Source organism: Sinorhizobium sp. 7-81 (assembly GCF_030124405.1).
GTDB lineage: Bacteria > Pseudomonadota > Alphaproteobacteria > Rhizobiales > Rhizobiaceae > Sinorhizobium > Sinorhizobium psoraleae.
On the sequence record NZ_JASKLT010000029.1, the window covers coordinates 1 to 26,622 of the forward strand.

The following is a 26,622-nucleotide window of genomic DNA, read 5'->3' on the forward strand; positions in this document are numbered from 1 at the left end:
GCTCCCGCTGAAAACACGCGGAGCAAGGTTCAAAACATGGGTCAATTCTCGATGAAAATATCCCGCAATGCCGGATCACTTCTCAGTGCAAATCAACAGCCCGTCGTCACTCAGCTACCGCCCACGACACCATTGTCGAGCAGCCCCATGCAGGCGAGCGGGCGTTTCGTCATACCGGAAGCGCGGTCGGGCTTGGTACGGCACCCGAAGGGTCGAGCTGCCCTGAGGTCGAGGCCAGACAACAAGTCAAATACCGTAGCGACCCTTAAGAACGGCGCGCCCGTCGATATTCTGGCCAGCGTAGACAGGTGGTTTGAAGTCAGACAGGCCGGAACCAACGGCTTTCTGCACGAAACCCAAGTTTCGGTCAGGGAGTACGACGGAGGTGCGTTCGAAGACAGGCACGTCCAAATCCGGAGCTCCGACAATTACGCGGACGCGGAGGCTTTTGTTCGCGCCTCGTCGCTTCCTCTTGCGGCCTATCTGGTCTCGAACGGCTGGTTCGCCATCACGCTTAAGGACACATATAGCCTCGAGACTGCCGCAGATATGATGAAGATGCTGAAGGCACGTGGCGCCGTCCCCGAGGATGCGTTCGTCACCTACGGCAACACCTATGTTCGGAAGGTGTGCTGTGAGTGACCCATGGACATTCCAGATAAGGTGGATGCCCGCCGCGGATATTACTCGCTTTGAGAAGTGCAATTTCCTCGTCCCGATCACGACCGTAGTCACGTTTTGTCAGCGAGTTTCCGGCATGTTCGTGCTGGCAAAGATATCCGCATGAAGAGTTCGGCATTGTGAGTATGTGGGAAGAAACGCGCCGACTGGTTCTTGAGCGAGACGGCTACCGGTGCGTGTCGTGCTCTACGAGCCTGAAATCGCGCGACGCCGACGTCCATCATCTTCTTCCGAGATCCATGGGCGGCTCCGACGAGCTCTCAAACCTTGTCACCCTCTGCGACGGCTGCCACGCTGCACATCACCCGAACCTCGCGGGCGGCCTGGCACGCCGGATGATCGAGCGCTGGGCGATGCGCCTAGCCCGCTGGCTCGACAGCGAAGCACGGGCACTCGAAGCCGACATGAACTTCGGCCCGGTCCTCCGACTGTTCGGCACGTCCCATTTTCGAGGAGGGCAGCTTCCGATCATCCTTGCGGCGCTCTCCGGGAAATCGATCCTGGTGGTCAGTCCCACGGGATCCGGGAAGTCGCTGTGCTTCCAGCTCCCTGCCCTGCTTCGCCATGGGATTACGATCATCGTCAGCCCGCTGAAGACCCTTATGGGCGATCAGGTGTCCGGGCTCTTGCGAAAGAAGATACCGGCCACCTTCATCAATAGCGCGCTCGGTCCCGATGAAAAGGAGATCCGCTATTCCTTGATTGCCAGGAACGCTGTGAAGTTCCTTTACGTCGCTCCCGAGCGCTTTTTCGTAAGACGACAGAAGGAGCGAGACGCACTCTCGCGCAGTCGACCCGAATACCTCGTCATCGATGAAGCCCACTGCGTCGATCAATGGGGCCGTGACTTCCGGCCCGAATACGGACGCCTAAGTGAGGTCCGCACAGGACTCGGTTCGCCACCGATCCTTGCCTTCACCGCCACTGCTGGGCAGGCGATGCAGAAGCGAATCCTTTCGTCCCTCGGAATCGAGGACGCGACAGTGTTCGTCCGCGGCGTGGACCGTCCCAACATCGGGTTGATCAGATGGAGCGCGGCACCCGCAACTCGTCACCATGAGATCGCCAAGCTGCTGCGGCTCCCAATGCTTGCGAGCCGCAAGGCGATGATCTTCGTGCCAACGGCACGAATCGGCCAGGAATTGCAGAGCGACCTCCGTAACAATGGCCTCGATGTTCCCTTCTATCATTCGAAACTCGGAACCGAGTGGCAACGGCAGGAACTGCTGAAGCGGTTTCAAGGAGAGAGCCGTCCGCTCGTCAACCACATCATCTGCACGAACGCATTCGGAATGGGGCTGGATGTGCCGGACGTCCGTTTGGTGATCCATTGGCAGCAGCCCGCATCGGTGGAGGACTATCTACAGGAATTCGGCCGAGCTGGTCGCGACGGCAGGCAGTCCGTCGCCGTTACGTTCACCGAGGCCAGCCGCGGTGCCGGCCGGGACATCGGACTTCTTCGGTTTATGGCGGAAAAAACCGTTAACGGTTCGGGCTTGGACGAGATCACTGCGCGAGGGATGCTGCTGCAGCGATTCTCTCAGATCGATGACCTCACCGGCCTGCTCGGCTTGAAGAATTGCTTTCGAAAAGGAATTGTCGAATATTTCGAAGGCCCGAAGATGACTGTCCGCCAAGGACTAGGGCGGGCGATCTTGAACTGGGTTTTCAGCAATGAAACAAAGCCCCAGCGCTTCAGATACTGCTGCGACCGGTGCGCGGGTCTCGATCCCCGTCACGATTCTTTGCCGAACCATGTGGCGTCCGTTTTCGCCAGGCGAGCTCACCGATGATCATTGTCGATCGTTCGATCGTATATCCTTAAACATTGTCTTGCGTTCGTTAAGATAATCCCCGCAGAGCGTCCGCACCTCGGTCCTCAATCTGGCGAGCGCACTCCGCAGCCGGAAGGACTCCTATGAGCGGGTGCTGAGTTGAGCTTTTCGCGGCTCCTACGGCGCGTGGAGATGCCAGGGGGTTAAATGGTCCGGAGGGCGGCCGGGTGGTGTACAGTTTCCCTGCGTCCTTGAGCAGCACTGAACTTTGACCCCAGATCGACATCCGCGTGTCGGTTCACACCCACGTGCAAGGCAAGTGAATCGCCGGCGGAGGAGATCGTAACTATCTTGGCCCTCAAAGAAGGAGATCGCATGGCGCGACGCGACCTGTCCCGCGAGGAATTGTTTGCTTTGGTTTGGGAGAAGCCGACCCAACAGGTGGCCAAAGACCTTGGCGTATCGGATGTTGCTGTCGGTAAGCTTTGTGCCCGGCTGCAGGTTCCGAAGCCACCGCGCGGATACTGGGCGAAAGTGGAGGCAGGTGAAATCCCACGTCGTCCGCCCCTGGGCGCTTTCCGTGAGGAAATAGAACGTAGCCGCCGGGAATTGGCGCGGACCAGATCAGCGGAATCACTGTCGAAACTACAGCAACAGTTCTTTCGAGCGGCGCTCTCCGACTTGCAAGGTCGCGGCGTCGATGTGCGTGGGACCGAGCTCCGAGGAGGCCGACTCGCCGAGGTAAATCCCGACGTCACCGTGCAGATCCTGCTGGCCATTCAAAACCGTGGGCATGAGTGGATCAAGGAAGGCAAGGTCGCCGCGACCTGGGCGCACCCGGCACAGAGCAGCTTAGCAGGTCTCGTTGAAAGGTTGCTGCCGCTGGCCCGGCCACAGCTACTGGTGTTTGAAAACGCATACAAAAAAAGCTGGTCCACTTCAGACGGTCCCGTCGTCTTCGTACGCCTGACTTCAAACCTCCAGGAGCGGATCGCGGCTCTTGTCCGCTTCGTCCGCGACCACAAGCTCCAGCATGTGGTCATGCCGCTCATGGCGACCGATCACGCCTGGTCTGTTCGCCATGTCTTCACCCCCGAGTCGCGTCTGTTCCTGGACAGCACTCTGTGCATTTCGGCAACCGAGCTGTGGGTGGAATACACCCGTAAGGCCTGGCGAGACGAAGATCCGCCGGAGCGCTATATGACCGGCAGACTGGGGCTGAAGGAAATCATGCCGATTGATCATATGCCTGAGCGTGAGGTGTCGATTTCACCGACCATCACGAGGGCGTCAGTAGCGCCGTACCGCGAGCGCCTTGTTGCCTTGATCGAGGCGGAGCGGGTGAACGAGATGATGCTCAACGCCGCATACGCGATCGAACGTGAAGTTCCCAACGAAATGCTGGCAATTGCGGACCGGCTATGGTTCGGGGAAATGCGGCCATTTTCAGCAGCGCGTGAAGCGTGGCGACTGATCGAAGGGGAATTGGAGCGCTGGGAAGGAGAGCTCGAGATCGAACGCTCCATGTTGGCGCAGGCGGTCCTTGGGATCGAGCCGGGTGACATCGTGACAAGCGAAAATCGCGGCCGACCTATACGCCTTTCCGTAACGGGAATCACTCTTTACGCCAGCGACAAGTATGTGACCTTCGTCGTAACTGGTACTCGATTTCGAAAGGATGGCATGATTGGCAAACTGCAGGAATCGATCAGCTTGCAATTCGAGCGCGAGGCCTTGAACAGGCGCGAGTAGCCGCCAGATAGGATTCAAGCGTGGCGGATGCAATTTGGCCATCCCAGGCGTCGCCGAAGGGGTGAAAGACGGTCGTCCGCTGCGGCTGTCACGGACGACCGCCATGCGCGCCCATTTCCGTCGTTTAGACGGGCTCTGAGATTTCCTCGAAGCCGCCGTTTGGCTTATGCGACCTGAATGTCTAGCTCCTGGTGATTCCGGACTGGCTGGTTTATGCTGGCCTTCGCTTGAAAGCTGACGCGAGGCGCAAACCTTTGATGACGCAAAAGTCCGTCACGCAATGAGGTATGAGGAAGTCTACAGGAGCCGATCTCGGTATCTTCTCCTGAGCCTCGATGATGACTGCAAGTTGCGCCCACTGTCACTATTTCCGAATCTGACGACCTCAGCGACTAGCCACCAAACAAGTCTCCCTGACTCTTGAGGGGATTTGCATTTTTTCCCTATCGCGAATGGCCGGAATCATAGAATTATTGCGCCGGGCCTGGCTGGGGATTATTTGTGAAATCGCTACTTTGGGCATTCGGCCTTCTTCTCTCCTTTGCAGCGCAAGCGGTTGCAGCGGATGTCACCCTTATTGACTGGCGCGGTCACAAGGTCTTGTCGATCAGAGGCCGTATAGAATTCGGAGACTCGGCAAAGGTCGCAGGTCTACTTTCTGGGGCTGAGATGATGCCTTATGGCACTCCAATTGTTATGCTGGAAGGCCCAGGAGGGTCAGTCGAAGAAGCGCTCAGAATCTCAAAAGTCTTCGATTCTAGCCCGGTCCACACCATCATCGCAAAGGAGGCAAAATGCGCCTCCGCATGCGGATCCATCGTTTTTTTAGCCGGCAAATATCGGACGATGGAAGAAGGAGCAGCGCTGGGCCAGCATTCCTGTTCGTTGAACGGACAGCGTAACGATGAATGCAACGAAATCATTGCAAGTCACGCGGTTGGGCATAACGTTTCCCATGGGGCTATCGCCGCTTTCCTGACCTACGTACCCCCTGATGACATTCTCTGGTTTTCCCGAGCGGACGCCGAAGGATGGGGTCTGACGAAATATCCTGGCGAGAATATGAGCGGCTTTGAGAAAAGTGAACCAAGGGCGCTCAAGGCGCTCCTTGGCGAGTTTCCTCCAGCTCAAGCCAAGTGGAGAATCGGTTTCCGCGAGAATGGCTTCGACGCCTTCGTCAGAACATCGACCGATTTCGAACGCGAGATGCAGATCAACCTGTTTTGCCTCGAACAACGGCCGGGCCGGATGTTTCTCGCAATGGAAATCACTGGGGCCGAAAAAGACGTCAAGGACGCCGTCCTTGCTGCCTCCATCCTCACTGACGTCACCAGGGAATGGGTCGTGGATTCGCCGGCGATCTATCAGAAGGACGATCTGATGACGGAGCTTTTTATCGAGGTGCCCAAAGAGATGATCATTCCCTTGCTGAAGCGAGCCAAAAAGCTTCAGTTCGGCGTACTCCTCCGCAAGCCATACACGCCGATGATTGCGTGGACCCTTCTGGAAGAAAGCCGCAAAGTTCTGCTCTTTGCCGCCAACAATTGCGTGAAATAGGATGAATTTCACGCAGTTGTTGCAGGTGCCCGAGCATCGGCTTTTCGGGAACTGCCAGTGGCCGTTGAACCGCTGAGTTGAGGTCGGTTCCCGACGGACAACCATATGCCCCAAGCCGGTCATAGACGCTGCCGTCGAGCCGACCTTAAAGCGCACATCGTATTCGCCGGAGTTCCGTCGCCACGGCCAAAAGCGGATGTACACGTCGTCTTGGATAAGTAACCGATCAGGGGCCGCTTTTGGGACGGTCTGTTGTGGGCGTCAAGGATGGAATATCCGCCATAGAGCGCGGACTTATCTGAGTGACCGCGTCGACTCATGGCCATTCGCACTCTCTGACGCCATGCCGACTTCGAGCCGAACCGGACGCGACCGCGGTCCCACTTTACCGACCGGCTATAAGTGAGCCTCGTTACGTCTCTGGTCATTGTAAATCACGGAGTCGCTGCTCGATTAGCGAAATCCTTCGGACCAATGCACTTTCGTGGTTCCTCAGACCGTATGCCGCCCTGTTCCAGGGCAACGACAAGCTAGTATTCAAATCATCACCAGTGAGGCGGGTTATCTGGTGCCGTAAATGACGTAACTCTTCGTTCAACGCATGCAAATGCAGTGCGAGGTCCGCTGCGTCTAAGTCTAAATTAACTTCGTCGTTTTTGATGAAGCCGTCTGTTCTGTCGCCATTTTGGCGGATCTCAAAGTCACGTGGCGCTGAATATATCAAGCTGGCGAATCCGCCCGTGCTCGCGGACGTAGCAGCCTGAATCGCATTGTTTGCGCTAACCTCGGCAACCTCAACTTCGGAGACCAGAGCACCCGGCGCGGACATTTCCCGTAACAGATCATGCAGGCTCGACAGCCGCAAGGACCTTCCGCCCGATGCACCTCGGTACGCTTCCACTAATTCCGGCCTGGGGTAAACCGAATGATTCCCAGAACGCACGAACCAGTCAGCCTTCTGCTCTCCTGTAACGAAGATCAGATCCTTTTTCGTCGTTCTCCCTAAGTGAAGTAGCGACATCCATATAATTACGTCCCCAATGCCTTGATCATCCTTGCTGCTATCCTTGTAGCCAGGTGGTACCTTGTTCCTCAGTCCGTATTCGAGTTCTTCAAGGACCTTATCCGGTGGCTCGCTGGGGGCGATCATCCGTTCCTTAGTAAACAGACCCGCATATAAATTTGTGACCGGGTCATTCCCACGCCAACTCTTTATATGGGACGATAGCTTACGCAAGTTCGCGAGGTACTTCTTTGTCGCCGCATCGAGTTCTTCGCCTGCTGTCGCAAGCGCCTCGCGTTCGGGAAAACCCTCTAGGAGCAACGGCGTTACTTTAGCACCCGAGCTGCTCATCTTCGAAACGCGGTCGTCGATGGCTTGCGCCATGTCGGCCAGTTTTCGGTCACGGTTCTTAATGAATTCCCGTGCGACTCGCTCCGGCAGAAAAAGCCTCGCTTCGCGGGCAAATTGGGCATAAACGTCGGCTAGGGCCGACAGGTCACCTTTTCCCAGAAGGTAAGGAAGCAGCAGCGCGTTGGTGTCGAGAGCCACTACGACTGTGTCCGCCTTGGGGTTGAGGTCAGCCGTCGGCTGGAAGACTAGGTGAGCTTCTCTGTACACTCTCTCCAGCAGGAAATGATCAACTCCGGCTGGGAGCTTAGGGTCGGAATTTTTTCGCCTTGCTTCACTGACTTTTGAGCTTACGTTTGCAGGCAGGACCTCTGGTTTCTGCTTCTCGAGCGGCAATTCTTTCTCGTCCAATACATCCTCCAGGCCGATGTGCAGCGCGAGCCTGCGTACGGCTCGATCAACACGATTCGGAACGATGTATACTCGTTTGTTCTTCCCGTCATCTCCGATCACCTCTATGTCCACTTTGGTGAAGGTTTTTCGATGCGGGCCGTGGTGTGACGGTCACGGCTGGGCCTGCGTCGGCCCGCGTTGAAAAACCTCCCAAGGAGGGAAGCGGAAGCTCGCTGTCGATGGGCGTGTTAGGGCACATGAACCGCTGGATGGCGTAGCACGCCACCGAGCTATTTAAGCTCGCAGATCGTCGCATCATCAGCCCGTTCCCTGATTCCTTTGAACGACGGATGCCGCAGCTTTCCCTCGTCGGTCCAGGCTCGATACTCGACCTCCGCTACCAGAACCGGTTCTGTGAAGACTGCGCCTTTCCGCTGCAGGCTCACTGACGGCGATTTCGTCTCAATCTCCTCTAGGAGTTCGCGCAGCTTGACCGATTCGTGTCGGGTCCATCCTGTCCCACAGCCGCCGACATAAACAAGTTCGGCGTCCTTCCGCGCCGCCAAGAGTAGCCGACCAATTGCCGCGGGAATTGTTGATGGCTCGAACCCGACAATTACAAAGCTATCACGGCGCCTGCAGGTGACCTTGAGCCATTCCGGCCGCCGACCAGAGCGATAGGGGCTCTTCCGACGCTTGGCGATGATGCCTTCGAGGCCGTGCTCGCAGGCAACGCGATAGAATTCCGCCCCTTCGCCCTGCACCTCCTCGGAGAGACGAATAGCCCCTTCTCGCCCAGTGACGATCAGCTCCAGTAGCCGCCGGCGCTCGCGCTGGGGCAGTCGGCGGAGATCGCGGCCGTCGAGGTAGAGGACATCGAAGGCGAAGAGGATGATTTCTCCAGGCCCATGCAAAGCCGGTAGGCGACCCAGCGCCCGCTGCAACATGCCGAAGTCGGAACGGCCCTGTTCGTTAAGAACGACCGCCTCACCGTCGATAATGGCAGTCTTCGGCCCGAGCTGTCGCGCCTCAGTCACGATCGCGGGGAAGCGATCTGTCCAATCATAGCCGCCGCGCGTGAGGATCCTACGCCGCCGGGCTCGATATGGACGGCAAGGCGGTACCCGTCCCATTTCACTTCGAACGACCAACCGGTGCCTGCAGGCGGGCTGTCAACGAGCGTCGCGAGGCAAGGATCGATCCGCGCCGGCATGGGTTGATCCGGCGGCATCGCCGGTGGTTTCCTCGATGATGCTCTTGCCATGCGCCCATTAACGCACAGCTCCGCGAAATCGCTGCATTCTCTTTCAGGAGTAAGGGGAACAGGACCGCAGCGGCACGTTTGGGCTAGCGGCAATACCCGCTATTTCTTTCTGAGAAACTCCATCACCTTTTCGCGGCTCGGTCCTGCCTCCCGAATCGCCTCCAACGCTTTCTGCCGCGTCACCTTTGCGGCATGACTGAATCAAAACACAATTTTCAGCATCGAATAGATCGGATTGGCATAGATAGCGCTGATAGGTCGGCTGGTGGCTGCGACACAGCCGACGTCGGGCAGAAGATTGGAGCATAGCGAGGTAGGACGCGTGGGAGCCGTCCGAGCGAATGCTTCATTCAAAGAGTTCTGCGTGTGTCCCAGCGGCTACGAATACAACAAGGTTCTTTCTTTCGTAGATCTGCACCCGATGAGTTGAACTAAAAAAGAACTCCAGAACCTACTTGTTCGGGTCGGTGGATAACCTCTTCTTCAGCTTTTCCTTACGTTTCCCTTGGGACACAATCTTGCGCCCAACATTGGCCGGGACGAATCCTACGTTTGCCATCGCTTCGCCAAACGTTTCGTTGTCGGCCACCGCTTCCCGGACCAGGCTAACGTCACCAGTTTTGCCCACATCGTTCACCTTGTGGCATGCCAGTCTCCATTTCAAACAGTCGCTATCGAGTGGCCAGCCGTCAGCGGCGGGCGGCCGACCTGCTTGGGCATCCGCAACGAGAATATGGGCGGTTCTGACATGAACTGCGGGTCAGCCTATGCGGCCATCCGGAAGCTCATTGTCGTCGCCTTCCACGCTCGCGTGCCTCCCGCAATCCCTCGACGAGACGCTCCAACGTGCGGATCGAACCTCCTGTCCAGACGCTCGCCAAGGCATCCAGTTCGAATCCTTCAATCGGCGTGGCCCAGCGCGGATCGTAACCCGCCTCGATATACAGCCGCTCCAAGATACGCGTGGCGAGTAACGGCAATTGATCGGCTCCCGGGGAGGGAAAACGCAGGATTCGACACCTGTCCCGCAAAGCCGCCGGAATCGGCTCCACCGAGTTCGCCGTCATCAGCCAAGACACGTGCGACAGATCGCAGTGCGCTTGAAGATAGGGATCATGCCAGCGACTTGATGTCTGCGGTTCGAACAGTCCGATCAACACGTCGTGCACGTTGCCATTGTGGCGGCTGGTGCCGATCTTCTCGATCTCGTCGAGAATGACGACTGGTCCGGCGCATTCGTGTTGACGCACGACCATGACCGCAAGGCTCGGTTCGCCCGACGACCATCTCCGGGCGGTTCCGCCGATGGCGCTATCGCTCAAGCCTCCACAAGAGATGAGCACACAGGGCGTGCCGAGTTCCTCGGTCAATCGCCTGGCGAACTGCGTCTTGCCACTTCCGGGTGCCCCGAGCAGGATGATCGGCCGCAGGTGGACATTTGGCCGGCCGCTGAGACCTTCGAGCACCTTGTCAACAATCGCCAGCGCATAGGGAAATTCCGCGATCAGTCGCGCACGAACTACAGTCAACTCAGGCATGCCGGGCAGTGGCAGCGGACGCTGTTTGAACTTCGCGAATTCCTTCGCCACTCGCTTCCCGTCGGCCGTCGTGTCATTACCGATGCCGCTGATAACGACCACTCCGTCGGTCGGTGGCGTTTCGTGTTCTGATGGCTCTTCTTCCCAGGTTGCTACCGCAAGGCCAGCAGATGGTGAATCCTTGGGTTCCGGCTCATCGACCATTGATGACGTGATCGCATTTCTGAAGTGGAATTCGTAGGTCCGGACTTCCGGCTCGAACCACTCTGCAGACCTCTGAACAGAGACGCCTGCTCGTCGGCGCCGGTCGAGTACACGCGATTGCGCCGCCCAACTGAGCGAACGCCAAAGCAGGGAGCGGCTCTCCGCACGAGGTAGATCCCCAGAAGCGAGATGGGCGATCTCACCGGCGATCAGAGCCATCGCTTGGCCGTCCCCAAAGAACGCCCGGTAGAATCTGCACCGCAGGCGGCACTCATCGACCGGCAATCCTTGGGTATCATCGATGAGATCGAGAGCAGCCTCCACTGCAAGCACGCCGTCCTCACTCGGATCCACGGTTAGCTCATCCAGGCTGGTAGCGAAAAGTGCGAGTCCAGTCCGTTTGCGCTTTTTAACTCGACCCGACAACCGGCTGCAATATTCGCGGATGTCTTCGGCCAAGTCTTCACGGAAGAACCCCATCCCTCGGAGCAGTTCCTCGGCGGTCGGCAAATGCAATCCGGCAATTGCCGCCTTCTGCCGGCGTTGAAAGTGGCGGTCTTGTGATGGCGGATTATCTGTCACGGGACACCCCCTTGAACCCTGGTCGAGCACTGCGGCGAAGCAGCCGCCGCGCTGCAACATGTCGTGCGGTGAGACGTCCGATCGCGAGAACGGCGCTTACAGATAGCCTCACCCTCTGGAGGCACGTCGCCGATGTCGGAAACACTCGCAACAAGAGGGCTGTCCGTTCAGATCAAACGCGGTCAGTCCGGTGTCGCCGGATATCTCTTTCCCCGGGAACCCGGCGGTGAAAATATCCTCGTGCACTTAAAAACCTCGTCGTCTGCGATGGTCCGCAGCCTCGCTCCCGACGGCATGGATACGCGGCGAGAACCCAATCTGTATCGCGGCCGATCCTGTCGAGATACTCGGCCGCGTCTCTGTACTCGTCTGTTCGATAGCGTGGGGGAGTGAAGAAAATGGTCAGTCCCCTGTGCTTTTGCTCGCCACTCATCAGAGGCGAATGGCCGAGCGCTCTTCAAAGCCAAGATGACGGCAGGGGACTTGGCAAGCTTCCGGAACTCCAACTCCTGCAACCGGGAACGCATCTTAGTGCCCTTCAAGGCCGTGAGGCCGTCCTAGGCGGTACCAGCGGTTTACCGTCCGGGCCACTCCCTGTTCGAGATCGAGATAGAAGATCTGGGTCGAAAGGCAGCGGTGCCCGTCCGAAATGCGGGGGTGCCCGGTGACGATGCCAGTCAAGCTCAGGGCGGGCTGCCGGACCAGACCGTATTCATCGAGGAACGGTGCGTTCGCCAGCATCGCGGGGCCGAACCGTTCGGAACTGGCCTTTCGGATGTCATCCGCGAGCCTTGTGAGTGTATCGGCATCGGCAAAGGTGCAAGTCAACGGTCGATCTCCTTTTCAAAGCTGGGGGCAGCTTGGCGAATGAGCCGAGCTGATTCGGCGATTAGCATCAGAAACCTACCGTCACCGGCAGTTTTAGATGCGTGCTGTTTTTCGGCACACGTGCGCCGATAATCGGCAGAACTATGCTGATAGTCGGCACGTTGTCAACACTTCTATGCGGCCATTTGCTCCGAGGTGCGTTGCATGACATTGAATCCTTATGAGACCGCCGAAGAGAATGCTGATTGCTGCTCGTTTGCTGCTTGGCCAGACGCAAGCCGAGTTGGCCCAGGAATCCGGACTTGGAGTACGAACGATCTACAACGCCGAGCATGGTTCGCTAGGCCTCGAAAGCGTCGAGAAGCTAGTTGCTCACTTCGAGAAACAAGGAATTGAATTCGTAAAGCCCGAGGCTGGACGGGGCTGGGGGGTTTTTAACCACGCGCTTTTCGAATCGTTCGATGACGAGAAGCGGCGTAAGCGAATGAACAAAAACGCGGAAGCTTCGCACTAGCGGGGATCCGCGCGGGCGCCCGTCCGACACGCTCACAGTGAAATCATTCCGCTCCCAGGGAACGTCTAGCTCGTTGGGTCCACACTGGCGACAACTGCGAAGTCGGCGATGTGCGAGATCTCCCTCCAAAACTCCAACATCTCAAAGCTAAAGCCGAATGGGAGCAAAACAGTCCGTCTGGCCGATCCGCTCCGAGTAATGGAGCACTACACGGATCGGCCAGACTACCGTCGGAGCAAGGGAACAGGGGCTTGCATTGGAAGAAAAGCTCGCTAGCTGCTGGAAGCGGTAAAGAATGGTAACATTTGCTCCACCCTTAAATGAGCATCAGATTCCTAATCTGGGGGTCGCGCGTTCGAATCGCGCCGGGATCACCATTACTTTTCCAGCTTCTCACAGACGACGCCCGGATCCTCCTCCCCCTTCGTCACGTCAAAAAGCGTCGCCTCCTCGCCCTCGGTCCACCAGATGTACCGGCCGCCCGCATATCTTGCGCCCGATCCGGAAATGACACCGGAAGCGACGATGTAGGTGCCGCCGATCGAGAAGGTGACCAGCGAGACGGGACCGGCATTGATATATTCGGCTTCGACCGTCTCGCCGCCGCAACTGTAGCGGACCGTCTGCCGATCGACTCCGCCCGCATCGGGAATGCGCAGCGTCACTTCCGCGCCTCCGGCGCGTGAGTCCGTCGAGACAAGTCGCATGACCGGCGTACCGTCCGCTTTTGCCAGCGTGAGCTTGGCTCCATCGACTCTCCATGCCAGCTCGCTTCTCAATGTGTCGAAGAACTTCTGCTCCTGGTCCATGATTGCCGGTGCGCACATCTTGCGCGCCGCAGCGGTGGGCCCAAATGTGATGCTGGCGTCCGAAATGCTGAACGATCCAGTAAAACTGTTGCAGCCGGCCATGCCGCCATAGGTGCCGTCTTCGCGGATCTCGAGCACTGACTGGAGGTCATCGATCACGCCTCCGCCGCCGATATCCTCGGCAAGCCAGGAGCCGACAAGCTCCTTCGGCACGTTTTCGGCGGCGACCGATTGCATCGAGGCAAGATCGATCAGCACGCAAGCGCAGGAAAATGCGATCAGGGCCTTCAGCATCGGGAACTCCTTCGCACCGATCGTGCGTCTTCGCTTGCCATCGGTAATTCTTAGCGGAGCGCCGCTTGAGATTGAAGACTGGCGACCGTCGCCCTTGTTGCCGGCGGCTTTCGGCTGTAGAGCCTAACGAACAAATGAGAAGAACACGGGATTTGGCAATGGCATCCGGCGACAGCACGAAGCGCCGTCTGACGATATTGGGCTCCACCGGGTCGATCGGAACGAACACGCTCGACGTCATCGACCGGCTGGGCGGGCGAGATCGTTTCGAGGTCGCGGCGCTGACCGGAAACGGCAATATCCCGCTTCTTGCCGAACAGGCGCGCCGGCTCGGCGCCGAACTGGCGGTAACCGCCGACGACAACCTTTATCAGGACCTCAAATCGGCGCTTGCCGGTAGCGGCATCGCGGTTGCCGCAGGCCGCAGCGGCCTGATCGAGGCGGCCGAACGCGATGCCGGGTGGGTGATGGCGGCAATCGTCGGCAACGCCGGTCTTGCCCCGACGCTCGCCGCGGCAAAGCGCGGCGCCGATATCGCGCTGGCCAACAAGGAATGCCTCGTCTCCGCAGGCAGCCTCTTCGTCGAGGCGGTCGCAAAGGGCGGCGGCCGGCTGTTGCCCGTCGACAGCGAGCACAATGCGATCTTCCAGGTGCTGGAAAACGATCAGCGCCACGCCGTCGAGCGGATCATCCTGACGGCCTCCGGTGGCCCGTTCCGCACCAAATCGCTTGAAGAGATGCGGCACGTGACCGCCGAAACAGCGCGCGCCCATCCGAACTGGTCGATGGGGCTGAAGATCTCGATCGACAGCGCTTCGATGTTCAACAAGGCGTTGGAAATGATCGAGGCGCGCCATCTCTTCGGGCTGCGACCGAAGCAGATCGAGGTCATCGTGCATCCGCAGTCGGTGATCCATTCGATGGTCGGCTACAGCGACGGATCGGTACTGGCGCAGCTCGGCTGCCCCGACATGCGCACCGCCATCGGCTATGCCCTCTCCTATCCGAGCCGATGCGATCTGCCGGTCGAGCGGCTCGATTTCGCAAAACTCTCGCGGCTCGACTTCGAGGCGCCGGACGAAATCCGCTTTCCCGCATTGCGCCTGGCGCGACGCGCCATGGAAGCCGGCGGCGTCCAGGGTGCCGTGCTGAACGGCGCCAAGGAGACTGCGCTCGAGGCCTTCATCAAGGGGCGGGTCGGATTTTTGGCGATGGCCGAGATCGTCGAAAAGGTGATGGACGAGCTCGCGGACCTGCCGGCTGCATCGAGCATGGACGACGTCTTCGCCGCGGACGAAAAAGCCCGGCAGATGGCCGCCGGGCTGATCGAGTAGCGCACTGTTTCGGCTGAATTTGCCGCGCCAACTGCGGGAAGCAGAGGCTTACGCCACCGCCCTTGCCAGCGCACAGCGCGACCAGAGCGAATGCAGCGCGCCGACCAGATGGTCGATGTCGGCATCCGAATGCAACGGCGTCGGCGTGATGCGCAGACGCTCGGTCTTCTTCGGCACCGTCGGATAGTTGATCGGCTGGACGTAGACGCCGAAATTGTCGAGCAGCAAGTCGGAGATCCACTTGCACTTGGCGGCGTCACCCACCATCACCGGCACGATATGGCTCGGATTGACCATGTGCGGGATGCCGCGCTGGTCGAGCAGCGAGCGCAGCCGCCGTACGCGCTCCTGATGCGCGAAACGTTCGACCTGGCTTTGCTTCAGATGCCGGATGGAGGCGAGCGCACCGGCTGCAAGCGCCGGCGGCAACGCCGTCGTGAAGATGAAGCCTGACGCAAACGAGCGGATGAAATCGCAAAGTGCCGCCGAGCCGGTGATGTAGCCGCCCATGACGCCGAAGGCCTTGCCGAGCGTGCCCTCGATCACCGTCAGCCGGTGCATCAGCCCCTCGCGTTCGGCAATGCCGCCGCCGCGCGGGCCGTACATGCCGACCGCGTGCACTTCGTCGAGATAGGTCATCGCGCCATACTTGTCGGCGAGATCGCAGAATTCCTTGATCGGCGCGATATCGCCATCCATCGAGTAGACGGATTCAAAGGCGATGATTTTGGGCGCACGCGGATCGGCCGCCGCAAGCTTGGCTTCGAGATCGGCCACCGAATTGTGCTTGAAGATGACGCGTTCGCATTTCGAATGGCGAATCCCCTCGATCATCGAAGCGTGATTCCCGGCGTCCGAGAAGACGATGATGCCGGGAATCTTGGAACAGAGCGTTCCAAGCGCGGCCCAGTTCGACACATAGCCGGAGGTGAACAGGAGGGCGGATTCCTTGCCGTGCAGATCGGCGAGCTCGCGCTCGAGCAGGACATGGTAGTGATTGGTGCCGGAGATGTTGCGCGTGCCGCCGGCGCCGGCGCCGCATTCGTCGATGGCCCGCTTCATCGCTTCGGTGACGACCGGAGACTGGCCCATGCCGAGATAGTCGTTCGAGCACCATACGGTCACTTCCTGGGTGCCATCGGCGGTATGGCGCGTCGCCCTCGGAAAGTCACCGCGATGGCGGGCGAGATCCGCGAAAACCCGATAGCGGCCTTCCTGATGCAGCCCGTCCAGCTCGTTTTTGAAGAAACTCTCGAAATCCATCATCATCTCCAGTGCCCTGCCGCTTTCTTCATTCAAAGCGATCAGGGGTCAAGCCCCGGAAAGGCCCCCGCTTTGCCCCTGCGGCAAAAGGCCTCTACTTTTGAACCATTCCAAAATGACTAGTGCAACTCAATCCCCTCAACTTTGATCGAAGTCAAGCTTTTGCAAAAAAGGACGGCCAAGGCCGCCCTTTTTCAATACTTAAGTCCCATCAAGCCGCGGCCACGGCGCGCTTGGTCATAACCTTGATAAGGTTGGCGCGATAGGCCGCGCTGGCATGAAGGTCTGTCATCAAATCCGATGCATCTACGGAGACATTGCCGACCGCATCCGGCGACCAGTTGCCGGCAAGCGCCGACTCCATGCCTTGATGGCGGAAGACACCGCTGGAACCCGCCCCGGTCACGGCAACGCGCACATCGCCATTGTCGCGGCGCGCGACGAAGACCCCGGTCATGGCGTAACGCGAGGCCGGGTTCGGAAACTTCCGGTAGGCCGCCTTCGCCGGCGCCTGGAAGGCGATGGCGGTGATGATCTCGTCATCGTTCAACGCCGTTTCAAAGAGCCCGGTGAAGAAGTCCGCCGCCGCGATCTCGCGACTGTTGGTGACTATCGTTGCATCGAGCGCCAGCATCGCCGCCGGAAAGTCGGCTGCCGGATCATTGTTGGCGATGGAGCCGCCGATCGTCCCCATGTGGCGGACGTGCGGGTCGCCGATATGGCTGGCCAGCGCGCAGATCGCCGGACAGACCGCCTCGAGCTCGGCCGACGACGCGACGTCGTGGTGGGTTGTCGCCGCGCCGATCCGCACGGACCGGCCGTTGACGGTGATCCCTTTCATTTCGGCGATGTGCCGAAGGTCCACGAGATCACTCGGCGCCGCAAGCCGCTGCTTCATCGTGGCGATGAGCGTCATGCCCCCGGCGAGATATTTGCCTTCAGCCGCCCCGCTGATCAGCTTCACGGCCTCCTGAACAGAGGACGCTCTGTGATAGTTCGTCTCATACATCTCTCGTCCTCCGATCAATTGGCGGCGTGTGCCGCCGCCCAGACCTTCTCAGGCGTCGCGGGCATGGTGAGCGTGTTGTTGCCGATCGCGTCGGTGATCGCATTGATCAGCGCCGGCGGCGAACCGATCGCCCCCGCTTCCCCGCACCCTTTGACGCCGAGCGGGTTGTTCGGGCAGGGCGTATTCGAGGTCGACACCTTGAAGGACGGCAGGTCGTCCGCGCGCGGCATGGCGTAATCCATGTAGCTCGCCGTCAGCAGCTGGCCGCTTTCGGGGTCGTAATGAACGCCTTCGAGCAGCGCCTGACCGATACCCTGCGCCAGCCCGCCATGCACCTGGCCTTCGACGATCATCGGGTTGATGATGTTGCCGAAATCGTCCGCCGCCACGAACTGGACGATCTCGGTCCGGCCGGTATCGGGATCGACTTCCACCTCGCAGATGTAGCATCCGGCCGGAAAGGTGAAATTCGACGGATCGTAGAAGGCGCCCTCCTTCAGGCCGGGCTCCATCCCGGAGGGCAGATTGTGAGCGGTGTAGGCGGCGAGCGCCATCTGGAACCAGGGAACCGACTTGTCGGTACCGGCAACCTTCAGCTCGCCGTTTTCGATGACGATGTCGCTTTCGTCCGCCTCCATCAGGTGGGCGGCAATCTTCTTGGCCTTGGCCTCGACCTTGTCCAAGGCCTTGACCACCGCCGACATGCCGACGGCGCCCGACCGGGAGCCATAGGTTCCCATGCCCATCTGGACCTTGTCCGTGTCGCCATGGACGATGTTGACGCTGTCGATCGGCACGCCGAAGCGGTCTGCGACGAGCTGGGCAAAGGTCGTCTCATGTCCCTGGCCGTGGCTGTGCGAGCCGGTCATCACTTCGATCGTACCGACCGCATTGACCCTGACCTCCGCCGATTCCCAAAGGCCGACACCCGCGCCGAGCGAGCCGACGGCGGAAGAGGGCGCAAGCCCACAGGCCTCGATGTAGCAGCTCATGCCGATGCCGCGCTTCATGCCGCGCCGCTCCGCTTCCGCCTTTCGGGCGGCAAAGCCGTTCCAGTCGGCCGCGGCCATCGCGGCGTTCAACGACGCCTCGTAGTCCCCGGCGTCGTAATTCATGATCACCGGTGTCTGATGGGGGAAGGTGCGGATGAAGTTGATGCGCCGCAGCTCGGCGGGCGAGATGCCGAGTTCCCGCGCCGCGGTCTCCATCGTCCGCTCCAGAAGGTAGGTGGCCTCCGGCCGCCCCGCGCCGCGATAGGCGTCCACCGGCGCCGTGTTGGTATAGACGGTGCGGACATTGGCGTGAATCGCGGGGATATCGTATTGCCCCGAGAGCAGCGTCGCATAGAGATAGGTCGGCACGCACGAGGAGAAGAGCGACATGTAGGCGCCGAGATTGGCGATCGTGTCGACCTTCAGCGCGGTGATCCGGTTGGAACTGTCAAACGCCATCTTCACCGTCGATATGTGATCGCGGCCGTGGGCGTCGGTCAGGAAGGCCTCGGTGCGGTCGCACGTCCATTTCACCGGCACGCCGGTCCGCTTCGAGGCCCAGAGACAGACGATCTCCTCCGGATAGATATAGATCTTCGAGCCGAAGCCGCCGCCGACATCGGGCGCGATCACTCTCAACTTGTTCTCAGGCGCGACATTGTAGAAGGCGCTCATCACCAGTCGCGCCAGATGCGGGTTCTGGCTGGTCGTGTAGCAGGTATAGTGATCGTCGCCCGAGTCATAGATGCCGAGGGCCGCGCGCGGCTCCATCGGATTCGGTGACAGGCGGTTGTTGAAGATTTTTACCTCCGTCACATGCGCCGCCGCCGCAATCGCCGCGTCCGTTGCCGCCGCATCGCCGAGTTGCCAGTCGAAGATCAGATTGTTCGAAGCTTCCGGATGAAGCTGCGGCTGGCCGTCGGCCATCGCCTTGACCGGGTCGGTGACCACCGGCAGCAGCTCGTAGTCGACGGCCACCGCCTCGGCGGCATCGCGCGCTTCGTCGACGCTGTCGGCGACGACTACCGCCACCGCATCACCGACATAGCGCACCGTCTGGTCGGCGAGCGGCCGCCATGCGCCCATCTTCATCGGCGAGCCATCCTTCGAGTGAATCATCCAGCCGCAGATCAGGTTGCCGATCCCGTCTGCCGTGAGCTGCCTGCCGTCGAGCACGTCGATCACGCCGGGCATCTCTTTTGCCGCCGTGGCATCGATGCTCCTGATCTTCGCATGCGCATGCGGGCTGCGCACGAAGATCGCGTACTTCATGCCCGGCACGCTCATATCGTCCGTGTAGCGGCCCTTGCCGGTCAGGAAGCGCTTGTCTTCCTTGCGCGCCACCCGCGCGCCAATTCCTTCAACGCCCATTGCCTATCTCCTCCCGAGATATTCAGTGAAAGTGCTGCGACGAAATCCGTAGCGGACGATTTTCCTTCGCCCCCCGTGAAAGCGCATCATTCGGCCGCCTGGCGAGCGCCGCCCATTTCGGCCGCGGCGGCGAGGATCGCCTTGACGATGTTGTGATAGCCGGTGCAGCGACAGATATTGCCCTCGAGCTCGGAGCGCACCGTCGCCTCGTCGAGGCCGCTGCCGTGCCGGGCGATCATGTCGACAGCCGTCATCACCATGCCGGGCGTGCAGAAACCGCACTGCAGCCCGTGATGCGCCTTGAACGCTGCCTGGACCGGATGAAGTTCACCGTCTTTGGCCAAGCCTTCGATGGTCGTGATCGACGAGCCTGCCGCCTGCACCGCAAGGATGGAACAGCTTTTGACCGACAGCCCGTCCATATGGATGACGCAGGCGCCGCACTGCGACGTGTCGCAGCCGACATGTGTGCCGGTTAGTCCGAGATTTTCGCGGATAAAGTGCACCAGCAGCGTGCGGTCATCACATGTGCCGCTGACCTGGCGGCCATTGACCGTCATCGTTATTTTCGCCATTTCGCTCCTCCGGGGTCGGTCAGTGCCAACTCGAGCGCGGCTTCAACTCGGGTGAGATGCGTTCACGCGACTGAAGTACGCGCCAACTGATATCAATGCCCACTGCCCGTGGCCCGCTCCTCCCGGACCGACGCGGCGCTTTGTATCATTTGTTTTTTTTTGGAATGTCGCAACCGTTTCGGTCTGCGCACGACAAAAAAATTCCGCAGCGGCTGTGACGTCGGGAACAGCGCCTTCATGTTCCGTTCAGGAAGGATCGCATTATCTTGCGACGGAAGATTCGCCGGGGTCCAGTAGACATTCGCTGGCGGCGGGTTATTTTCCGAATTGCAAGTTCAAGTGGAAGGCGACGTTTCGGTCGACCTGCCATCCAACCAGGGACGGACGAAGCGACAGGCTGAAATCCGTAGAGATCGGAGAGGACAACATGAAAAAAGCCATAGCCCTTGTGCTGGTCGCCTTGTCGGTCGCAAGCTGCACGCAGACGGAAAAGGGCGCCGGCATCGGTGCTGCATCGGGCGCGATCATCGGTGGCGCGATCACCGGTAACGTACGCGGCGCTGCGGTCGGCGCGGCCATTGGCGGTGTATCCGGCGCGTTGATCGGCCATGTCAGCGAGCAGCCAGGTCAGTGCTACTACCGCGACCGCTACGGCCGCCGTTACATCGACCGTTGCTGATCGCCGCAGCAATCCGCAAGCCAACGGCCCCGGAGCGATCCGGGGCTTTTTCTTGTGTTGTCGGGGCGGGTGCCGATGCGGGGAATGGCCCCAGCTACGCTTCCGCATGTTTCCTTAAGTCGGGGCCGATTTAAGGAAACATGCTGAATTTCAAACTCTTACGGCAACCTTTGTGCGTCTGAAGAGACGCACGGCGCTGTAGCGAACCATGCAGGCGCAAGGCCGCCCACTTGAAACGGCCTCCGGCTCCTCCACCTTCTTGGGAATAGTAGCAACTCTACGAACGTGGGAGAGCCAGGAGCAACCCTGCTGGCCACAGATTCAACAGAGCATATCGCCCTGATGTTCGTCCGCATTGACCGGCAGTCTTGAAGACTCGCGGCCTTCCTCTTCGTTTCACTGAAGGGAGATGGAAATGGCAAAGGTCGTTTGCGTCCTCTATGACGATCCGGTTGATGGATATCCGACCGCCTATGCGCGGGATGGCCTGCCGAAACTGGAGCGCTACCCCGGCGGCCAGACGCTTCCCACTCCGAAGGCCATCGATTTTCAGCCGGGTGTACTGCTGGGCAGCGTCTCCGGTGAACTCGGCTTGAGGAAATTTCTCGAAAGTCAGGGGCATAGCCTCGTCGTCACCTCGGACAAGGACGGTCCCGACAGCGTTTTCGAACGGGAGCTCGTCGATGCCGATATCGTGATCTCGCAACCTTTCTGGCCGGCCTATTTGACCGCCGAGAGGATTGGCAAGGCGAGCAAGCTGAAGCTCGCGATCACCGCCGGCATCGGCTCCGACCATGTCGACCTGCAGGCCGCGATGGACCACGGCATCACCGTCGCCGAAGTGACCTACTGCAACTCGATCAGTGTGTCCGAGCACGTGGTGATGATGATCCTCAGCCTTGCGCGGAACTATATCCCCTCCTACCAGTGGGTCATGAAGGGCGGCTGGAACATCGCCGATTGCGTCGCGCGCTCCTACGACATCGAGGGCATGGAGATCGGCACGGTCGGCGCCGGGCGGATCGGCACCGCGGTGCTGCGCCGGCTGAAGCCGTTCGACGTCAGGCTGCACTACACCGACCGGCACCGGCTCCCGGACTCGGTCGAGAAGGAGCTCGGCGCCAGGTTCCACCAGACCGCGGCGGAGATGGTGCCTATCTGCGATGTGGTCACCATCAACGCGCCCCTTCACCCGGAGACGGAAAATCTCTTCGACGAGGCGATGATCGCCAGCATGAAGCGCGGTGCCTATCTGGTGAACACGGCGCGCGGCAAGATCTGCAATCGCGATGCGGTCGCGCGGGCGCTCGCAAGCGGCCAGCTCGCCGGCTATGCCGGTGATGTGTGGTTCCCGCAGCCGGCGCCCAAGGACCACCCGTGGCGGTCGATGCCCCATCACGGCATGACGCCTCATATTTCGGGTTCGTCGCTCTCCGCACAGGCGCGCTATGCCGCCGGCACGCGAGAGATTCTGGAGTGCTGGTTCGAAGGCAAGCCGATCCGCGAGGAATATCTGATCGTTGCCAGCGGCAAACTCGCCGGCGCCGGCGCGCATTCCTACAGCGCGGGAGATGCCACGCGCGGCTCCGAGGAGGCGGCTCGTTTCAAGAGCTGAACCCGCCGGGCGATTGCGAAGACGGCCGCACAGCCATATGGCGACTTTTGTGCCTGAAGGACAACATAATGAGTCCTTTTTGCAAAAATCCGACCCGAATCAGAGCTTCGGGGGTGGATGCGGCACGCCGTGATCGTTAACAGATGGAAAACTTTGCCATGCAATAGTGGCGGTTGCCGCATATGCAGGCAGTTTGTTGAGAGTCGCCTGAAACGGGATGCGGAGAGGGATGTCTCCATCACGGTCGAGCATTGTGCACTGGAAGGCAGCAACCGCGCTCGCAGTTGTGGCTTCGGCACTGCTCGGCCCGCTTTCCCTCGATCAGGCCCGGGCGTTCGAGCTGTTCGGCATGCGCTTCTTCGAAAGCGAGGAAGAAGAAGTTCAGGTCATCGACCCGGTCAACTACGCCCTGACCTTCGAGCCCGGCACTGACGACAAGGAGCTCCGGGAGGCGCTCGAGAACAGTTCGATGCTTTTCCAGGACCGGGAAGAACCGGTATCGGGCGATCTCGGGCTTGCAATCAAGGCGCGCGACGACCGGGACCGCATTCTCGCGGGCCTCTATGAGAAAGCACGCTACGGCGGAACAGTCAGCGTTCTGATCAACGGTCAGGATATCGACAGTCTGCCGCCCGATCCGTCCTTTCCGGACGGGAGGCCTGTGCCGGTTTCGGTCAGCGTCACGCCCGGGCCGGTGTTCACGCTGGGTTCGGTGAGGTTCGAAGGCGATGCCGCAGCGTTCGATCCGGCCGCTTATGATCTGAAGCGCGGCGCCCGCGCCGACTCCACGCTGATAATCAAAGCGGGCGAGCAGATCGTGAACGATCTGAAGGAACAAAGCCGCCCCCTGGCGAAGCTGACGGAACGCAGTGTCGTCGCGGACCATGCCACATCCACCGTCGACGTGACGATCAGTGCCGCCGGCGGACCCGTCGCTCCGGTTGGACAGCTCACGGTGACCGGCACGAAAACCGTCGATCCGGTTTTCGTCAGGGATTACTCCCGCCTCAACGACGGCCGCCCCTATTCGCCGGAAAATATCCGCAAGGCCGCCGAGCGCCTGCGTCAGTTGAACGTTTTCTCGAGCGTCACCATCAAGGAAGCCGACGCGCTCACGCCGGACGGCAAGATCCCGATGAACATCGAGGTCTCGGAGGGCAAGCACCGCTACTTCGGCTTCGGCGCCCAGGTCTCGACCACCGACGGTGTCGGCGTAGAGGGCTACTGGGGCCACCGCAACCTTTTCGGCCGCGCAGAATCCTTGCGAATAGAAGGCTCGGTCGACCGCATCGGCGAGACCACGGACGTCGGCGGCCTTGACTATTCCGCCGGCATCCTGTTCGCGAAGCCCGGCGCGTTCGGGCCGGCGTCGACTTTCACCGCGAGCGTCAAAGCCAGCATCGTCGATCCGGACGCCTACAGCGCGAAGATGATCACCGCGGCAGCCGGCGCGACCTTCGAGCTTTCGCCACAGGATACATTCTCTGGCGGCGCTGAATTGAGCTGGGCCGACGTCGACGACGCCTTCGGAGAGAATTCCTATCTCACCGCCAGCATCCCGCTCGAATATGTCCGCGATACCCGCGACGACAAGCTGAACGCGACCGAGGGCTACCGGGCGCTGATCAATGCCAAACCGAGCTACGAGATCGAAGGACAGACCTTCTTCACCTCGTTCGAGGCCTCCGCCTCCGGCTATTACGCGCTGGGCGAGGAGGAGCGTTTCGTACTTGCCGGCAAGCTTGGCGCCGGCATGCTCGTCGGCGGCGACGAACTTGTCGACATACCCGCGCCCCGGCGCTTCTTCCTCGGCGGCGGCGGCTCGGTGCGCGGCTATGCTTTTCAGGAGATCAGTCCTCGCGACGAGGACAACGATCTCACCGGCGGCCGCTCCTATGTCAGCGGCTCACTGGAAGCGCGCATCGCGATTACCGACACGATCGGCATCGTTCCCTTCCTCGATGCCGGCACCGTTTCGGAAAACACGACGCCCGATTTCTCCGACATTCGCGCCGGCGCCGGCATCGGTCTGCGCTATGCCACTCCGTTCGGACCGATCCGGTTGGATTTTGCGGTCCCGCTCAACAAATACCCCGGCGGGACAGACTACGGCATCTATGCCGGCATCGGACAGTCCTTCTGAATTGCGCCTGATTTTGTTGATAGTTCAGGCAGATAATTTCCGCAGGTTCCCTGCCGATTCCGAAACGGCGTAACTTGGTCTATGGGTAGGATATGAATCAGGTCATCCGCTTCCTTCGATCTGGGCTGCGCTATTTCTTTGCCGGCCTCGGAACTCTTGTGGTCCTGCTCCTCCTGCTCGCCGTCTTTGTCGGCTTCACGACGCCCGGCGCGCGGCTCGTCGCCTGGGCAATCGAAAAATACGCCGCAACCCCCGACCAGATCGTCCGCATCTCGGATCCGGGCGCCCTGCTCACCGGGCATTTCACCGCCGGCACGGTCACCCTCTTCGACGGAGAGGGGATCTATGCGGAAGTCCGGGACCTTTCGGTGAACTGGTCGCCGGCCGAACTCCTGTCGATGAGGTTCGACGCGAGCCAGATTTCCGCGGGCTCCATCCGCGTCGAACGCACGCCCATTCCCTCTGCCGAAACCAAGGAAGTACGGGAGACTTTCGCGCTGCCCGTCGACGTCAAGATCGACGCCTTCGATCTCAAGGAGATCATGATCGGCAAGGCGATCGCCGGCGAAGATCAGTTCCTGACCGCGCGCGGCAGGGTCAACGCCACGAATTCGAGCATTGCTCTTGCCCTCGATGCCGCTGAGCGCGACCGCCCGGACGCGCGCGCCGTCGCGGATGTCGTCTTCGATCCGGCCGGCAATCAATTGAAACTGGAAGCGAAGGTGACCGAACCGAAGGGAGGGCTTCTCGCCAAGCTGCTCCGCATCCCGGGCGAGCCTGCCGTCGACATCGCCTTGACCGGCGAGGGTCCGCTTTCGGATTGGGCCGGATCAGGCACCGCTTCGCTCGGCGGCAACGAGGTCCTCCGGCTCGATGGACGCCATGTGCAGGCCGGTGACGGCATGCATCGGCTGACCGTCACCGGCGGCGGCGCCCTGGTGTCGCTCGTGCCGGCGGGCTTCAAGCCGTTGTTCGAGGGAACGACGAATATCGACGTCACGGCCCTCTTCGACGGATCGAGCATGGTGCAGATCGAGGCCGGCAAGGTTTCGACCGGCGCATTGACGCTCGACGCATCCGGTACGGTCAACAGCAAGGGCGAGAACAATCTTCAGGCAAGCCTTGCGGGCACCAGTGGCGCCATCGACTTTCGTTGGCCGCTGAGGGAAGGCGAGCTGCGCGCGCTGATCGACACCGCCAATCTGTCCCTGATCGGCGACGGACAATCGGCGATCCTCGACATCGCCGCCGATCTCCCTTCCGTCTCGCTTCCGGAGATGAACCTTGCGGCGGTTCGGCTATCCGCGCAAAGCGACGCCTTCAATCTGGAAACACAATCCGGACCGCTGAAGACGACGGTCGAGGTCAGAGAGAGCCGTTTTGCAAGCGCTGATCTCGACCGGGCGATCAAAGCGCCCATGAAACTCGACGGAACGATCGTCGTCGGGCCGGAGAACATCCGCTTCGATCCGCTGACGATCGAAAGCGCCAGTGTCGGCGGCAGCGTCACCGGCAGCCTGAACCGCGCCGATACCACGGTCGAGGCGGCGTTCAAGCTGTTCGCGATGCCTGGTGTTCTGCCGCCCGGTATCGCCGCAAAGTTCGAAAACACGATCGCGGCAACAGGAAACGTCGCGACCGGCGAAGACGGCAGCGTCAGGCTGAGCGGCATTGACGTCAAATCCGGAATACTGGATGCCTCGGGCACCGCCACGCTCACCGACGGTACCTTGACCGCTGATATTGAAGGAAACCTTCCCGATATCGGCAGGCTGCTCGCCGACGCCAGAGGCGCGGCGGCGTTCCGTGCCGCGATCTCCGGTCCGCTCAGCGAACTTGGCGTGAAGGCGCAGATGACCTCCAGCGGCGCGACGCTTGCCGGCCGCACGCTGACGGACCTGGCGATCAATGCCGATGCGACGGCGAAACCCGGCAGCCCGCAGGCGAAGCTGACCGCGACCGGCGCGCTCGGCGGCCAGGCGATCGACATCCGGGCCGATGTCGTTTCCGAGAACGGCCGCACCTCGATCCCGACGCTGGAGGCGAAGGTCGGCGACAACCGGCTGACCGGTGCGCTCGACCTGACGCCCGACTTCAAG

At 60.5% G+C, this 26,622-nt stretch carries 18 protein-coding genes, 1 tRNA gene and 3 pseudogenes; 11 read left to right on the forward strand and 11 right to left on the reverse strand.

All coding sequences use genetic code 11. The annotated features are described in order from the left end of the window. The 4 genes from QN224_RS32135 to QN224_RS32150 form a co-directional block, all read left to right on the forward strand. On the forward strand, positions 1-642 hold a 642-nt coding region (locus tag QN224_RS32135), incomplete at its 5' end, for an SH3 domain-containing protein (RefSeq protein ID WP_283979967.1). A 164-nt stretch (positions 643-806) separates the two neighbouring features. Beyond that, positions 807-2,474 (forward strand): RecQ family ATP-dependent DNA helicase, encoded by a 1,668-nt coding sequence (locus QN224_RS32140; RefSeq protein ID WP_283979982.1) that lies wholly within the window; start codon positions 807-809, stop codon positions 2,472-2,474. 357 nt (positions 2,475-2,831) lie between these two features. Further along, entirely contained in the window at positions 2,832-4,208 is a 1,377-nt protein-coding gene (locus QN224_RS32145; protein ID WP_283979968.1) for a hypothetical protein, read from the forward strand. Between the two features lie 501 nt (positions 4,209-4,709). Beyond that, positions 4,710-5,765 carry a hypothetical protein gene (locus QN224_RS32150; protein ID WP_283979969.1) on the forward strand — a complete coding sequence of 352 codons (1,056 nt, stop codon included), beginning with the start codon at positions 4,710-4,712 and terminating at the stop codon, positions 5,763-5,765. A 424-nt stretch (positions 5,766-6,189) separates the two neighbouring features. Here the strand turns inward: QN224_RS32150 and QN224_RS32155 are convergent, their stop codons facing one another. From QN224_RS32155 to QN224_RS32180, 6 genes and pseudogenes are all read right to left on the reverse strand, one after another. After that, a complete protein-coding gene (locus tag QN224_RS32155; RefSeq protein ID WP_283979970.1) occupies positions 6,190-7,527 on the reverse strand; it encodes a PIN domain-containing protein in 1,338 nt (445 codons plus the stop codon). Positions 7,528-7,799: 272 nt separating this feature from the next. Further along, a pseudogene (gene ligD / locus QN224_RS32160) lies at positions 7,800-8,773 on the reverse strand (non-homologous end-joining DNA ligase). A 99-nt stretch (positions 8,774-8,872) separates the two neighbouring features. Continuing rightward, positions 8,873-8,962: pseudogene (locus QN224_RS32165) on the reverse strand (DUF3606 domain-containing protein); the annotation flags it as partial. A gap of 262 nt (positions 8,963-9,224) precedes the next feature. Continuing rightward, positions 9,225-9,401: a hypothetical protein gene (locus tag QN224_RS32170; protein ID WP_283979971.1), complete on the reverse strand. Its 177-nt coding sequence runs from the start codon at positions 9,399-9,401 to the stop codon at positions 9,225-9,227. A gap of 157 nt (positions 9,402-9,558) precedes the next feature. Beyond that, a complete protein-coding gene (locus QN224_RS33990) occupies positions 9,559-11,097 on the reverse strand; it encodes an AAA family ATPase (RefSeq protein WP_283979972.1) in 1,539 nt (512 codons plus the stop codon). Between the two features lie 528 nt (positions 11,098-11,625). Next, positions 11,626-11,925: a DUF6634 family protein gene (locus tag QN224_RS32180; RefSeq protein ID WP_283979973.1), complete on the reverse strand. Its 300-nt coding sequence runs from the start codon at positions 11,923-11,925 to the stop codon at positions 11,626-11,628. 238 nt (positions 11,926-12,163) lie between these two features. Between QN224_RS32180 and QN224_RS32185 the strand changes: the two genes are divergently transcribed. After that, complete coding sequence (locus tag QN224_RS32185; protein WP_283979974.1) at positions 12,164-12,439, forward strand: helix-turn-helix transcriptional regulator; 276 nt, start codon at positions 12,164-12,166, stop codon at positions 12,437-12,439. Positions 12,440-12,705: 266 nt separating this feature from the next. Next, positions 12,706-12,816: transfer RNA gene (locus QN224_RS32190), tRNA-Arg, on the forward strand. Here the strand turns inward: QN224_RS32190 and QN224_RS32195 are convergent. Next, entirely contained in the window at positions 12,817-13,542 is a 726-nt protein-coding gene (locus QN224_RS32195; RefSeq protein WP_283979975.1) for an META domain-containing protein, read from the reverse strand. A gap of 158 nt (positions 13,543-13,700) precedes the next feature. On the opposite strand from QN224_RS32195, the gene dxr reads away from it, so the two are divergent. Then, on the forward strand, positions 13,701-14,876 hold the full coding sequence (gene dxr, locus QN224_RS32200; protein WP_283979976.1) for a 1-deoxy-D-xylulose-5-phosphate reductoisomerase: 1,176 nt from the start codon (positions 13,701-13,703) through the stop codon (positions 14,874-14,876). Positions 14,877-14,924: 48 nt separating this feature from the next. Here dxr and hemA read toward each other — a convergent pair whose 3' ends face one another. From hemA to QN224_RS32220, 4 genes are all read right to left on the reverse strand, one after another. Then, positions 14,925-16,139: a 5-aminolevulinate synthase gene (gene hemA, locus QN224_RS32205; protein WP_283979977.1), complete on the reverse strand. Its 1,215-nt coding sequence runs from the start codon at positions 16,137-16,139 to the stop codon at positions 14,925-14,927. Positions 16,140-16,350: 211 nt separating this feature from the next. Further along, the gene (locus QN224_RS32210; protein WP_283979978.1) at positions 16,351-17,148 is read right to left on the reverse strand and encodes a xanthine dehydrogenase family protein subunit M; all 798 of its coding nucleotides are present in this window, start codon (positions 17,146-17,148) and stop codon (positions 16,351-16,353) included. Between the two features lie 14 nt (positions 17,149-17,162). Further along, complete coding sequence (locus QN224_RS32215) at positions 17,163-19,511, reverse strand: xanthine dehydrogenase family protein molybdopterin-binding subunit (protein WP_283979979.1); 2,349 nt, start codon at positions 19,509-19,511, stop codon at positions 17,163-17,165. An 86-nt stretch (positions 19,512-19,597) separates the two neighbouring features. Further along, positions 19,598-20,086 (reverse strand): (2Fe-2S)-binding protein, encoded by a 489-nt coding sequence (locus QN224_RS32220; protein ID WP_173508883.1) that lies wholly within the window; start codon positions 20,084-20,086, stop codon positions 19,598-19,600. A 427-nt stretch (positions 20,087-20,513) separates the two neighbouring features. Between QN224_RS32220 and QN224_RS32225 the strand changes: the two genes are divergently transcribed. From QN224_RS32225 to QN224_RS32240, 4 genes and pseudogenes are all read left to right on the forward strand, one after another. After that, positions 20,514-20,765: a glycine zipper domain-containing protein gene (locus QN224_RS32225; RefSeq protein ID WP_153440661.1), complete on the forward strand. Its 252-nt coding sequence runs from the start codon at positions 20,514-20,516 to the stop codon at positions 20,763-20,765. A gap of 415 nt (positions 20,766-21,180) precedes the next feature. Then, entirely contained in the window at positions 21,181-22,380 is a 1,200-nt protein-coding gene (locus QN224_RS32230) for an NAD-dependent formate dehydrogenase (protein ID WP_283979980.1), read from the forward strand. Positions 22,381-22,609: 229 nt separating this feature from the next. Then, entirely contained in the window at positions 22,610-24,523 is a 1,914-nt protein-coding gene (locus QN224_RS32235; RefSeq protein WP_283979981.1) for an autotransporter assembly complex family protein, read from the forward strand. A gap of 92 nt (positions 24,524-24,615) precedes the next feature. Continuing rightward, positions 24,616-26,622, forward strand: a pseudogene (locus tag QN224_RS32240) (translocation/assembly module TamB); the annotation flags it as partial.